The sequence below is a fragment of the Novosphingobium chloroacetimidivorans genome (assembly GCF_014204535.1).
Taxonomy (GTDB): domain Bacteria; phylum Pseudomonadota; class Alphaproteobacteria; order Sphingomonadales; family Sphingomonadaceae; genus Novosphingobium; species Novosphingobium chloroacetimidivorans.
This window is the reverse complement of the sequence record NZ_JACHLR010000003.1, coordinates 42,186-54,480: the sequence shown is the minus strand read 5'-3', so window position 1 is coordinate 54,480 and position 12,295 is coordinate 42,186. Positions and strand designations below refer to the sequence as shown.

Genomic DNA, 12,295 nt, shown 5'->3' with positions numbered 1-12,295 from the left:
TTGCGACGCTTCGCGCAGCGTATGTACAGGGTGGTTTCGTCTGTCTGCTCGCGCGAAGTCGCGGCGATGCGAATCGCCAGATCATGGACCGGGGGGGTAGCAACTGCGCGAGGGCCTGATCGAACAACGCGATCCGGCGACATAGGGCCGCAGCTTACCGGCCGGCCTGCTCACAGGCAGCAGCGGGGGCCGGGTGTCAGCTGTCACCGCGCAACAGAGGGCGGCAGTGGTGATCCTGCCGCCCTATGCAGTCGGCTTAAGCCGCGCTGGAATTCACGCCCATCGAGCTCAGATAACGCCGGATGTTACGCGCCGCCTGGCGCAGGCGCTGCTCGTTTTCGACCATGGCGATACGCACGAAGCCTTCGCCGTCCTCGCCGTAGCCCACCCCCGGTGCGACCGCGACATCGGCATGGGTCAGCAGCTGCTTGGAAAACTCCAGGCTCCCCATCTCACGCAGGGCCGGCGGCAGCGGTGCCCAGGCGAACATCGATGCCTTCGGCGGCGGGATCTCCCAACCCGACCTGCCGAACGCCTCGACCATGACGTCGCGGCGCTTCTGGTAGAGCTGGCGGTTCTTCTCGACGATGTCCTGCGGCCCGTTGAGCGCGGCGCAGGCGGCTGCCTGGATCGGCGTGAAGGCACCGTAATCCAGGTAGCTCTTCACCCGCGTCATGGCCGCGATCAGCTTCTGGTTGCCGACCGCGAAACCCATGCGCCAGCCGGCCATCGAATAGGTCTTGCTCATCGAGGTGAATTCGACCGCGACGTCCTTGGCGCCCGGCACTTCCAGGATCGAGCGCGTCGGGTTGCCGTCGTAGTAGAGCTCGGAATAGGCCAGGTCGGACAGGATCCAGACCTTGTTCTCCTTCGCCCAGGCGACCAGTCGCTCGTAGAAGGCGAGGTCCACTGTCTCGGCGGTCGGGTTCGAGGGGTAGTTCACCACCAGGATCGACGGGCGCGGCACGGTGAAGGCCATCGCCTTGTCCAGGCTGCGCCAGTAGTTCTCGTCCGGCGTCGTCGGCACCGAGCGAATGGTCGCGCCGGCGATGATGAAGCCGAAGGTGTGGATCGGATAGCTGGGGTTTGGTGCCAGCACCACGTCGCCCGGCGCGGTGATCGCGGTAGCGAGGCTGGCAAGGCCTTCCTTGGAGCCCATGGTGACCACCACCTCACGCTCGGGATCGACGTCCACTCCGAATCGCTTGGCGTAATATCCCGCTTGCGCGCGGCGCAGACCGGGGATGCCCTTGGACTGCGAGTAACCGTGCGCGCTGGGCTTCTGCGCCACCTCGACCAGCTTGTCGATCACGTGGCTCGGCGGGGGCAGGTCGGGGTTGCCCATGCCCAGGTCGATGATGTCCCGTCCCGCCTGGCGTGCCGCATGCCGCATCGCGTTGACTTCGGCGATGACATAAGGCGGCAGTCGCTTGATGCGGTAGAACTCGTCTTCCATGACCTCACAGGCTTTCTTGATGGCGGCAGGATCGCCGCGTCCACGCGCTGTAAGGGATTACGGCCGCGCGGCAAATGGCTGATCGTGCGGCGGATCGGCAAAGGGCGTGCAGGACTCGACAGATCGCTTGCCGCATCGCACTTAGGGAGACGCAAGGGAACGCCTAAGGAGATGTTGCGCCGATGCCGACGCAGGCAGGACCGTTCGACGCCAGCATGAACCTGTTCGGCGAGCTGATGATGGCGCAGGCGCAAGGTGCGCTGGCGTTGTTCGGACAGATGTTGCCGCAAGCGCAGCCCGCGCAACTGGCGGACAGCAGCAGGACGGCAGCACCGAGCGGCGACGCAGCGAAGTGGGCCGAGGCCGCTGCCCGGCTGCAGGCGCTGTGGACCGACTTCCAGGTCGAACAGCTCGCCAGAGCCAGCGCCGCTTCGCCGCAGTTGATGGATCCGACGCGCTGGATGGAGGGCGCGGGCACTGTGCTGCGCCAGCTGCCGCTGGCCAACCCCGAGGTCCAGGGCAAGCTGTGGGACGACGGGCTGACGCTCGCCACGGCCATCCTCGGGCAGTTCGATCTCGGCTCGGGCAAGGCGCAGTCACCTGCCGAGCTGCCGCGCCAGGATCCCCGATTCGCCGATCCGAGCTGGCGCAAGCAGCCGTTCTTCGCGCTCGTTCACCAGCTCTACCTCATGGTGTCCGAGCAGGTCATCGGCATGGCCGAGGGGGTCGAAGGCCTCGACGCGGCGAGGAAGCGGCAGCTGGTGTTCGCCACCCGTGCGTTCGTGGATGGGCTCAGTCCCGCCAATTTCCCGCTGACCAACCCGGTCGCGCTCGAAAAGGCGATCGAGACACGCGGCGAGAGCCTGGTCAAGGGCATGGAGCACTTGCTGTCCGATTTGCGGCGTGGCCAGCTGACGCACACTCCGGCCGAGGCGTTCAAACTGGGCGAGACCATTGCGGCGACGCCCGGCAAGGTCGTGCATGAGACACCGCTGTTCCAGCTGATCCAGTATTCGCCGACGACCGACACGGTGCTGGCGACGCCGCTGGTGATCTTCCCGCCGTGGATCAACCGGTTCTACATCCTCGATCTCAACGCCCGGAAGAGCTTCGTGCGCTGGGCGGTGGAGCAGGGCGTTACCGTGTTCATGGTGTCCTGGAAATCGGCAGACGCCAGCATGGCCGACCATGTCTGGGATCACTACATCGCCGCGCAGATCGAAGCGGTGGACGTGGTTCGCGCCCGGCTGGGCGTGCCGTCGGTGCACACCATCGGCTACTGCGTCGCCGGCACTACGCTAGCGGCGACGCTCGCGATATTGGCTCGGAACGGCGAGGCCGAGAAGGTCGCGAGCGCCACCTTCTTCACCGCGCAAGTCGACTTCGAGGACGCGGGCGACCTCAAGAACTTCGTCGATGATCAGCAGATCGAGGCGCTCGGCCACCTCTCGCCCGAAGGCTATGTCGATGGCCGCTACCTCGCTGCGGCGTTCAACCTGCTGCGCGGCAACGACCTGATCTGGAGCTACGTCGAGAAGAACTATCTGCGCGGCGAGGAGCACATGCCCTTCGACCTGCTGCACTGGAACGGCGACGTCACCAACCTGCCCGCGCGCTGGCATCGCGACTACTTGCGCGATCTCTATCGCGACAACCGACTGGTGGTGCCCGACTCGCTGTCCGCTTGCGGAGTGCCGATCGACCTGCGACGGATCACCACGCCCTGCTACATCCAGGCCGGCCGCGAGGATCACATCGCCCCGCCCGCCAGCGTGTGGAAGCTGACGCGGTTTCTCGCAGGGCCGTGGACCTTCGTGCTCGCGGGCTCCGGGCATATTGCCGGCGTGGTCAATCACCCCGACCAGCGCAAATACCAGTTCTGGACCAATCCGGAGGCGCGCGATTCGCTCGACCAGTTCGTCGCCGGCGCGGGGGAGGAACCGGGCAGCTGGTGGAATCACTGGCGCGGCTGGCTGGAGACGATCGATGCTGCGACCGTGCCGGCTAAGGGAAAGCGTGTGCCCGGCGGCCGTGGGGATCGCGTGATCGAGGATGCACCGGGACGCTACGTCGCCATGCGGTGAGTCGTGCCCGGACTTGAACGCGCGTCGTCAACCAGAGGCTGAGTGGCCCCAGGACAGCTGCCGGCGCACGCTGCAAGCGATTGAAATAAGGCCCGTCCGCAACATTCGGCAACACTTTTGGCACCATGTTGCAATGCAGCATAACGCTTGACTCAGGTGTGCAGGAGGCATACTGTTGCATCGCAGCATGTGAGGAAATCCTTTTCGCACATGCATGGAAACCAGCGTCGTTGATCGACGTTCTGGACCTGAGTAGCGTGCGGGATACTGCTGATAATGGCCGATACCGACGACAAGAACGACAATGCTGCGTCCGCGCAGGGCAGCGCTGTGGAGCTGTCTGAGGCTCGCCAAACCAAGCCCTCGCTTCGCCGTCGCGTGATTGCTCCCGATCAGACCGCGCTGTCATCTGCCGTGGCCTCGCTCCCGCTCGCAGAGGAGCCGAAGCCGGATGCTCCCACAAGCGAGATCGCAGGGGGCGTGGACAAGCCGGTCGTTGCCAAGCGTTCCGAGCCTGAGCTTGCCAGCCCGTCCATGTCGGTTCCGAAACCTGGCGATTTCAAGCCGTCGACGAAACCGAAGGCCGCCAAGCCCCTGTCGAGCGCCAAGCCAGGGCCGATCGCCAAGCCGACGCAGCCGGTCGCTGCCAAGCCACTGCCTCCGCGCCACGTCGCCGCGACCAAGTCGCAGCCGGCGAAAGTCGAGCCTGAGAGGCCGACGACGCCGCGCGCACCTCAACCCTTTTCTGCGGCGATGCCGGCCGTCGCACCCGCCCGGACCATTCCGGACGTTCCGATTGCCGCCACCGCCACTTCATCTGCATTTAAACCCAAGGACAAGACCATGGACATGAGCGCCAACTTCAGCAGCTTCCAGGATGCTATCAGCGATGCCCAGGCCAAGGCCCAGGCCGCCTTCGAGAAGAGCTCGACCGTGTTCGGCGAAGTGGGCGAGTTCGCCAAGGGCAACGTCGAGGCGGTGATCGCTTCGGGCAAGATCCTGGCCGAGGGCGTTCAAGAAATCGGTAGCACCTTCGTTGCCGAGGGCCGTACCGCCTTCGAGAGCATGACCGGTGACATCAAGGAACTCGCCGCTGCCAAGTCGCCGACCGACTTCCTGAAGCTCCAGAGCGACATGGTTCGCAAGAATTTCGACAGCGCCGTGGCGTACAGCTCGAAGAACAGCGAGACGTTCCTCAAGCTCATGAACGATGCCTTCGCTCCGATCTCGGGCCGCGTCAGCCTCGCCGTCGAGAAGGCGCGCCAGGTTGCCCCTCAGGCCGCCGCTCCGGTCAACACTGCGGCGATCTGACCATCGCTTTTGCGATGATGATCGACTGACAAAGCACGCGGGCCGGGGCCAGTCGCCCCGGCCTGTGTCGCACAGGCCTCCCGCCCGCGCGTACCCGCGGCACGACGGTTCCGATCGGAGGCATGCTCGGGCATCTTGAAGATGACCCGTCGCATACGATATTCTGCAAACATGAATTCCCTCCACGCTTCGACCGATTCTCCCTGCCCGCCTGCCGTGGCTGCGCACTCGCGCCCGGCTCCGGGCACGCATGTACTCGGCACGGTTCGTGGCGCGGACGACGGCGATGGTAACGGTACGCGCCCGCCCGGCGACGGCGATCAGCTCGGCGTCGCGACCAAGACGCGGGCCAAGCCCAAGAAGCCCAGCCAATTCAAGGTGCTGATGCTCAACGACGACTACACGCCGATGGAGTTCGTCGTGCTGGTCCTCAAGCGCTTCTTCCACATGGACATGGAACAGGCCACCCGCGTGATGCTCCACGTCCATCAGAAGGGTGTCGGCGTCTGCGGCATCTTCCCCTACGAGATCGCCGAGACCAAGGTGAACCAGGTGATGGATTTCGCCCGACAGAACCAGCATCCGCTCCAGTGCACGCTGGAAAAGGCCTGAGCGGCTGGATGTTTGGGACCCTGGCTCTGTAGCGAGAAGCCAGGTTGAGCCTTGCCGCGATAGTTCAGGCCTGACGTTCGTAGGGGCATCGATCCTCTCCTTGCAGCAAGGTCTTCTTGGCTGTCCTCCCCGGGACGGGGAGGGGGACCGCGCGAAGCGTGGTGGAGGGGAGTCTCGGCATCTCCGGACCTAGCCGGCAAGCGCGCGTGAGACTGCGAATCCCCACCACCCCTCGCTGCGCGAGCGGTCCCCCTCCCCGGTACGGGGAGGCCAGCCAGATCCTCCCCTGCAAGGGGAGGTGGCAGACGCGAAGCGGCTGACGTAGGGGTGTCACCGCTGGCGGAGTGCTCGGACGAGAGGGTTACACCCCTCCACCACCGCCTGCGGCGGCGGTCCCCCTCCCCTTGTAGGGGAGGATCTGAGAGCACGGCTTATCGTCCGCGGGCGAGTGCGGAATAACGCCACAGATGAAACGTCGGACGTAAGCGGCCGGCGCTGCCCTGGCGCGACAGGGTTGGCTCGCGCTTCCAGTATTGCGAACGTCCGGCGTGGGAAGGCGTAAGCGCCACCGGATCGGCCCTGATACGCGAAGCACCGGCGAGACGGGCTCGCAGCTTGCCGCCGGCCTCTCAAGTGAGAGCAAGGCTTCGCATGGTTGCAGACGCCCGTCTGGAGCGCCGGCTGCAGGTGGTGCGGGCAAGAGCGACAGGCCTGAAAGCCGCTCGTCTGCATCCGACCTGCTGCGGCGTTTAACCTATGTGGTTCCAAATGTCAAGTTTATCGTCGTCCCGGACTTGATCCGGGACCGGTTCCGACAGCGACGACCCTTTCAGAAAAGCGCGCCTCGCCGACAGGTTCATCGCTTCCGCAACCGGACCCGGGTCGAGCCCAGGGGTCGACGCTGACTGGCGATCCGGGCGGGCGCAAACCAAAAGGCCGGGGGATCGCTCCCCCGGCCTTCCGGTACGTCTGGACTGCGTGAGGTCGGACTTAGAAGCCCATGTCACCCATGCCGCCCATGCCGCCGCCGCCCATGGGGGGCATGGCGGGCTTGTCATCGGGCTTCTCGCTGATCGCGGCTTCCGTCGTGATCAGCAGGCCGGCGACCGAAGCCGCGTCCTGCAGCGCGGTGCGAACGACCTTGGTCGGGTCGATCACGCCGGCCGCGACGAGGTTCTCGTAGACGTCGGTCGAGGCGTTGAAGCCCTGGCTCTCGTCGCCCTCGCGCAGCAGGTTGCCGGCAACCACGGCGCCGTCATGGCCTGCGTTGGTGGCGATCTGCTTCAGCGGAGCAGTGATCGCCTTGCGGATGATGTCGATGCCCTTGGTCTGGTCGTCGTTGATGCCCTTCAGCCCATCGAGAGCCTTGGTGGCATAGAGCAGGGCGGTACCGCCGCCGGGGACGATGCCTTCCTCGACAGCCGCGCGGGTGGCGTGCAGGGCGTCGTCGACGCGGTCCTTGCGCTCCTTCACTTCGACTTCCGAAGCGCCGCCGACCTTGATCACGGCAACACCGCCGGCCAGCTTGGCGAGACGCTCCTGCAGCTTCTCACGGTCGTAGTCCGAAGTGGTGACTTCGATCTGCGCACGGATCTGCTCGACGCGAGCCTTGATCTCTTCGGCCGAACCCGAACCATCGACGATGGTCGTGTTGTCCTTGTCGATCGAGACCTTCTTGGCTTGGCCGAGCATGCCCAGCGTCACGTTCTCGAGCTTGATGCCGAGGTCTTCGCTGATCATCTCGCCGGCGGTCAGCGTGGCGATGTCGCCCAGCATGGCCTTGCGACGATCGCCGAAGCCCGGAGCCTTGACGGCTGCGATCTTCAGGCCGCCACGCAGCTTGTTGACGACGAGCGTGGCCAGAGCCTCACCCTCGATGTCCTCGGCGATGATGAGGAGCGGACGGCCCGACTGCACCACGGCTTCGAGGATCGGAAGCAGCGCCTGGAGCGACGACAGCTTCTTCTCGTGGATGAGGATGTAGGGGTTATCCAACTCGACGGTCATCTTGTCGGGGTTGGTGACGAAGTAGGGCGAGAGGTAGCCACGGTCGAACTGCATGCCCTCGACGACGTCCAGCTCGAACTCGAGACCCTTGGCCTCTTCGACGGTGATGACGCCTTCCTTGCCGACCTTCTCCATGGCCTCGGCGATCTTCTCGCCGACTTCCACGTCGCCGTTGGCCGAGATGATGCCGACCTGGGCGATTTCCGAGGAGCCCGAGACGTTCTTCGAACGGCCCTTCAGGTTCTCCACGACCTTGGTGACGGCGAGATCGATGCCGCGCTTCAGGTCCATCGGGTTCATGCCGGCGGCGACGGCGGTCATGCCTTCGCGCACGATGGCCTGGGCCAGCACGGTCGCGGTGGTGGTGCCGTCACCGGCTGCGTCGTTCGCCTTGCTGGCGACTTCGCGCAGCATCTGGGCGCCCATGTTCTCGAACTTGTCCTTGAGTTCGATTTCCTTGGCGACGGTGACGCCGTCCTTGGTGATGCGGGGCGCGCCGAAGCTCTTGTCGATCACGACGTTGCGGCCCTTGGGGCCCAGCGTGACCTTCACGGCGTTGGCGAGAGTGTCCACGCCGGCGAGAATGCGCTCACGAGCGTCGCGCGAAAAGCGTACGTCCTTGGCTGCCATTGCTTGATTTCCTTCTAGAAAGTGGAGTTACGAAAGTCGGATGCTCAGGCGATGACGCCGAGGATGTCCGATTCCTTCATGATCAGCAGGTCTTCGCCGCTGACCTTGACTTCGGTGCCCGACCACTTGCCGAACAGGACGCGGTCGCCCTGCTTGACGTCGAGCGGGGTGATCGTGCCGTTCTCGGCGCGGGCGCCGGTGCCGACGGCGACGATCTCGCCTTCAGCGGGCTTTTCCTTGGCGCTGTCGGGGATGATGATGCCGCCAGCCGTCTTTTCCTCGGCCTCAACGCGGCGCACGAGCACGCGGTCGTGCAGCGGACGAAAACCCATGGGAAACTCCCTTATCCATGATCAAAAACGGGGCTTGGCACTCTCAGGTGGAGAGTGCCAGCGGCGCGGATATGGTCCGGAGCATCCCTAGCGTCAAGCGGGTTAAGCGTGAAAATTGACATTGCGAAGGCAGGGCGGGGTCAAAGCCGGTCGAGACGCCGCCCTTGCCTTCGCCCCTATGTCAGGCCTTCACCTTGGCCTGGAAGCTCTTGCGCAGCTTCATCAGCTTGGGCGGGATCACCGCCAGGCAGTATGGATTGCGCTGGCCTTCGCCTTCCCAGTATTCCTGATGGTAGTCCTCGGCCGGGTACCACTGGCTGGCCTCCTCGATCGTCGTCACAACGCGCCCGCCATTCTCTGCGTTGCTGCGGGCGATCGCCGCCTCGGCCTCGGCGCGCTGGGCATCGTCGAGCGGGAAGATCGCCGAGCGGTACTGGGTGCCGACATCGTTGCCCTGGCGATTGAGCTGCGTCGGATCGTGCGTGCCCATGAACACGTCGAGCAGGTCGCCGTAAGAGAGTACGTCGGGATCGAAGGTCACCCGGATCGCCTCCGCATGCCCGGTGCTGCCGGCGCAGACCTGCTTGTAGGTCGGGTTCTCGACGGTGCCGCCGATGTAGCCGCTTTCGACCGACTGCACGCCGATCACGTCGCGGAACACCGCCTCGGTGCACCAGAAGCATCCGCCAGCCACGATTGCCGTTTCCATGTGGTTGATCGTCCTATAACCGTTCTTCGTCGATCCGTAGATAGGCACGGCCCGCGTGCTTACCATGGCATGCTTGCCATGCCGGCGTATGTGACTAGCTTCCTTCACGGCTGCCCCTCATCTGGAGAATCGACGATGCGCCGTGCCCTGCTCTCGTTCGCCACAGGCTTCGGCCTGCTCGCCGCGCCCCTGACCGCCGAGGCTGCGGGCGATGCGCGCGACACCGAAGCGTGCGCGGGCTGCGAGGCGCTGCTGGAGCTTGCCGCCGCCAACCCCAAGCGCAGCGCCGATCGGGCGCGCGACGCCGCGCGCCACCCGGTCGAGAGCATGGCCTTCTTCGGCGTGCGTCCCGACATGAAGGTCGGCGAATATGCGCCGGGCGGTGAGTGGTACTCGCGCTTCCTGGGGCTCTACCTCGGCCAGCAGGGCAAGCTGGTCGGCCTGTTCTTCAATCCCGACACGCCGGCCTTCAGTGACAAGATGCGCACCGGCATCGCCGCGAGCGCCGCCAAGTACCCGCAGGACGTGGCTACCTTCACCGGGCTGCCCGCCACCCGCTTCTCGGCCATGACGCTCAAGGACGTGCCGGCCGACCAGAAGGGCACCTTCGACCGCATCCTGATCCCGCGCATGCTCCACAACATGCTGCAGTGGAACAATGCGGATAGCGAACTGAAGACCATGCGCGACCTGCTCAAGCCCAATGGCCTGATCGGGATCGAGCAGCACCGCGCCAAGGCCGACGCGCCGTTCGCCTACGCCGACGGCTCGAAGGGCTACTTGCGCCAGGCCGACGTGGTGAAGCTGATGGAACTGAACGGCTTCGAGCTGGTCCGCGCGTCCGAGATCAACGCCAATCCCAAGGACAGCGCCAACTGGCCGGAAGGCGTGTGGACGCTGCCGCCATCGCTGGCGCTCAAGGACCAGGACAGGGCGAAGTATCAGGCGATCGGCGAAAGCGACCGGATGACCTTGCTGTTTCGCAAACGTCCATAATATGAGCGGGCGATGACCCGCCCTCACTCCACTCGCAGCGTATCCGTCGCCGCCCTCCAGCTCGCACTCGACGCCGCGGACGAGGGCGAGAACATCGCCGCCGTCTCCGCGCTGGTCGAGGAGGCGGCGGGCAAGGGCGCGCAGATCGTGCTTCCGCCCGAGCTGTTCTCCGGCCCCTATTTCTGCAAGGTCGAGGAGGAGGCGCTGTTCGCGCTTGCCCGCCCGACTGCGGAGCACCCGTCGGTGCGCGCCATGCAGAGCCTGGCCGCCAAGCTGAAGATCGCGATCCCGACGAGCTTCTTCGAGCGCGACGGGCACCACTACTACAACACGCTGGCGATGATCGGTCCCGATGGCGCGATCATGGGCACGTATCGCAAGAGCCACATTCCCGACGGCCCCGGCTACGAGGAGAAGTACTACTTTCGCCCCGGTAACGACGGCTTCAAGGTGTGGGACCTGTTCGGCACCCGCATCGGCGTCGGCGTGTGCTGGGACCAGTGGTATCCCGAGAGCGCGCGGGTCATGGCGTTGATGGGCGCGGAACTGCTGTTCTATCCCACCGCGATCGGGTCCGAGCCTTACGACGTCAGCCTCGACACCAGCCGCATGTGGCGGCGTGCCATGCTTGGCCACGCGGTGTCGAACTGCATGCCGGTGATCGCGGCCAACCGCATCGGTATCGAGAACGAGTGTGGTGGCGAGGGCCAGGCGTTCTACGGCCATTCGTTCATCACCGACGAGTGGGGCGACTACTTGGCCGAGTTCGGCGCCGAGGAGACCGGCGTGCTGCTCGCCGAGATCGACCTCGACCGCGCCGCCAGGCACCGCGCCGGCATGGGCTTCTTCCGCGACCGCCGTCCCCAGCTCTACGGCCGCATCGCGCAAGACGTGTGACTTAAGGCTTGGCCGAACACCGCTACCTGATCGGGCTTGGCTCCAACATGCGCCATGTCCGTCATGGCGCGCCGGCGCAGGTCCTGCACGCCGCCCTGGCGCAACTCGCCGGCGATGGCCTGGCGGTGGAAGTGCACTCGCCGATCGTGAACTCGGCCCCGCTCGGACCCTCGCACCGCCGCTATGCCAACGCCGCCGCGATCGTGCGCACCTGGCTCGAGCCGGAGGCGCTGCTGGCGCACCTGAAGCAGACGGAGGCGAGCTTCGGCCGCCGCGCCGGTGGCATGCGCTGGCGCGCGCGCGTGCTCGATCTCGACATCATCCTGTGGAGCGAAGGCGCCTATGCCGCGCCCGGCTTGGTCATTCCCCACCCGGAGTTCCGCCACCGCGCCTTCGTCCTCCAGCCGGCCAGCCACATCGCCCCCAGATGGCGCGACCCGCTGACCGGCCTTACGCTCGCCCACCTGACCGCCCGCGTGACCAGGCCACTCGACCCAGGCGCCTGACCGGCCCCGCTTGACCCGGGCGCGACCCGCCCTTAGGGCACAAGCCTCCCGCCGGCGTTTCCAAGCGCGGCGGCTCGGGGCCCTTAGCTCAGTCGGTAGAGCAACTGACTTTTAATCAGTAGGTCGCTGGTTCGAACCCAGCAGGGCTCACCATCATGAACAGCGGCGGACATGCCGGATCGCCGCGGCGCAGGGTTACCAGCGCGCGCCGGCGCCACCTGGCTCATAAGGCCGATGATAGGAGAGATCCGTCCGGTCGCGCGTGCCCTTCAGGAAGCCCTTGACCGGCGGCGTGTGCAGCCACGACGCGTCGCCTTGCATGGCCGCCTCTACGGTCGAGCGGCGCCACAGGATGCGCCACTCGCCGTTGCGCCGCTCCAGCTGATCCATGTAGCGCCCGGACGCCATGGTGCAGGTCTGGCCGTCGTGCGACAGCAAGGTGCCCACGACATAAGTCTCGCAATAGGCGGTGTCGCCGTCGATCTCGCAGGTGTGGTTCGCGAGGTTGTGCTGGTTCATCGAGAAGGCGCGGGCATGGCCCTGGTTCGCGAGTTCCGGATAGTCGAGCGCGGAGAGCGGGACCGCGCCATGCTCGTCCGCGCCTTCGGGCCAGTAGCAACTCGCGGTCAGCGCAGCGTCGTGCCGGTCGCGACCGCGCGATTCCCGTACGATCACATCGAGGATGTCCTGCCGGTCCTTGAGGTATTGCATCGTCGTTTTCAGCTGCGCGAGTTCGCCCTCGATATCCATGCATC

The 12,295-nt window shown here is 65.7% G+C and carries 11 protein-coding genes and 1 tRNA gene; 7 read left to right on the top strand and 5 right to left on the bottom strand.

Annotated features, from left to right (window positions below):
• Positions 1–256 precede the first annotated feature (256 nt).
• Positions 257–1,456: an LL-diaminopimelate aminotransferase gene (locus HNO88_RS04355; RefSeq protein ID WP_184242864.1), complete on the bottom strand. Its 1,200-nt coding sequence runs from the start codon at positions 1,454–1,456 to the stop codon at positions 257–259.
• A gap of 182 nt (positions 1,457–1,638) precedes the next feature.
• Between HNO88_RS04355 and HNO88_RS04350 the strand changes: the two genes are divergently transcribed.
• From HNO88_RS04350 to clpS, 3 genes are all read left to right on the top strand, one after another.
• Positions 1,639–3,540: a PHA/PHB synthase family protein gene (locus HNO88_RS04350; protein ID WP_246381180.1), complete on the top strand. Its 1,902-nt coding sequence runs from the start codon at positions 1,639–1,641 to the stop codon at positions 3,538–3,540.
• A 276-nt stretch (positions 3,541–3,816) separates the two neighbouring features.
• A complete protein-coding gene (locus tag HNO88_RS04345; protein ID WP_184242863.1) occupies positions 3,817–4,851 on the top strand; it encodes a phasin family protein in 1,035 nt (344 codons plus the stop codon).
• A 171-nt stretch (positions 4,852–5,022) separates the two neighbouring features.
• Positions 5,023–5,463: an ATP-dependent Clp protease adapter ClpS gene (clpS, locus tag HNO88_RS04340; protein WP_246381179.1), complete on the top strand. Its 441-nt coding sequence runs from the start codon at positions 5,023–5,025 to the stop codon at positions 5,461–5,463.
• Positions 5,464–6,453: 990 nt separating this feature from the next.
• Here clpS and groL read toward each other — a convergent pair.
• The 3 genes from groL to msrA form a co-directional block, all read right to left on the bottom strand.
• On the bottom strand, positions 6,454–8,100 hold the full coding sequence (gene groL / locus HNO88_RS04335) for a chaperonin GroEL (protein ID WP_184242862.1): 1,647 nt from the start codon (positions 8,098–8,100) through the stop codon (positions 6,454–6,456).
• A gap of 44 nt (positions 8,101–8,144) precedes the next feature.
• On the bottom strand, positions 8,145–8,432 hold the full coding sequence (groES, locus tag HNO88_RS04330; protein WP_184242861.1) for a co-chaperone GroES: 288 nt from the start codon (positions 8,430–8,432) through the stop codon (positions 8,145–8,147).
• Positions 8,433–8,613: 181 nt separating this feature from the next.
• Positions 8,614–9,141: a peptide-methionine (S)-S-oxide reductase MsrA gene (gene msrA / locus HNO88_RS04325; protein WP_184242860.1), complete on the bottom strand. Its 528-nt coding sequence runs from the start codon at positions 9,139–9,141 to the stop codon at positions 8,614–8,616.
• A gap of 135 nt (positions 9,142–9,276) precedes the next feature.
• On the opposite strand from msrA, the gene HNO88_RS04320 reads away from it, so the two are divergent.
• From HNO88_RS04320 to HNO88_RS04305, 4 genes are all read left to right on the top strand, one after another.
• Positions 9,277–10,137 (top strand): class I SAM-dependent methyltransferase, encoded by an 861-nt coding sequence (locus HNO88_RS04320; protein WP_184242859.1) that lies wholly within the window; start codon positions 9,277–9,279, stop codon positions 10,135–10,137.
• Positions 10,138–10,149: 12 nt separating this feature from the next.
• On the top strand, positions 10,150–11,034 hold the full coding sequence (gene aguB, locus HNO88_RS04315) for an N-carbamoylputrescine amidase (protein ID WP_184242858.1): 885 nt from the start codon (positions 10,150–10,152) through the stop codon (positions 11,032–11,034).
• An 8-nt stretch (positions 11,035–11,042) separates the two neighbouring features.
• Positions 11,043–11,540, top strand: a complete 498-nt coding sequence (gene folK, locus HNO88_RS04310; RefSeq protein WP_184242857.1) for a 2-amino-4-hydroxy-6-hydroxymethyldihydropteridine diphosphokinase — start codon at positions 11,043–11,045, stop codon at positions 11,538–11,540.
• A 77-nt stretch (positions 11,541–11,617) separates the two neighbouring features.
• Positions 11,618–11,693, top strand: a tRNA-Lys gene (locus HNO88_RS04305).
• Positions 11,694–11,735: 42 nt separating this feature from the next.
• Here the strand turns inward: HNO88_RS04305 and HNO88_RS04300 are convergent.
• Positions 11,736–12,290: a nuclear transport factor 2 family protein gene (locus HNO88_RS04300; protein WP_184242856.1), complete on the bottom strand. Its 555-nt coding sequence runs from the start codon at positions 12,288–12,290 to the stop codon at positions 11,736–11,738.
• Positions 12,291–12,295 lie beyond the last annotated feature (5 nt).

Excerpts from the sequence above, each read along its gene's own strand:
- HNO88_RS04355 (WP_184242864.1), bottom strand. The coding sequence starts at position 1,456 with ATGGAAGACGAGTTCTACCGCATCAAGCGACTGCCGCCTTATGTCATC.
- HNO88_RS04350 (WP_246381180.1), top strand. The coding sequence starts at position 1,639 with ATGCCGACGCAGGCAGGACCGTTCGACGCCAGCATGAACCTGTTCGGC.
- HNO88_RS04345 (WP_184242863.1), top strand. The coding sequence starts at position 3,817 with ATGGCCGATACCGACGACAAGAACGACAATGCTGCGTCCGCGCAGGGC.
- clpS (WP_246381179.1), top strand. The coding sequence starts at position 5,023 with ATGAATTCCCTCCACGCTTCGACCGATTCTCCCTGCCCGCCTGCCGTG.
- groL (WP_184242862.1), bottom strand. The coding sequence starts at position 8,100 with ATGGCAGCCAAGGACGTACGCTTTTCGCGCGACGCTCGTGAGCGCATT.
- groES (WP_184242861.1), bottom strand. The coding sequence starts at position 8,432 with ATGGGTTTTCGTCCGCTGCACGACCGCGTGCTCGTGCGCCGCGTTGAG.
- msrA (WP_184242860.1), bottom strand. The coding sequence starts at position 9,141 with ATGGAAACGGCAATCGTGGCTGGCGGATGCTTCTGGTGCACCGAGGCG.
- HNO88_RS04320 (WP_184242859.1), top strand. The coding sequence starts at position 9,277 with ATGCGCCGTGCCCTGCTCTCGTTCGCCACAGGCTTCGGCCTGCTCGCC.
- aguB (WP_184242858.1), top strand. The coding sequence starts at position 10,150 with ATGACCCGCCCTCACTCCACTCGCAGCGTATCCGTCGCCGCCCTCCAG.
- HNO88_RS04300 (WP_184242856.1), bottom strand. The coding sequence starts at position 12,290 with ATGGATATCGAGGGCGAACTCGCGCAGCTGAAAACGACGATGCAATAC.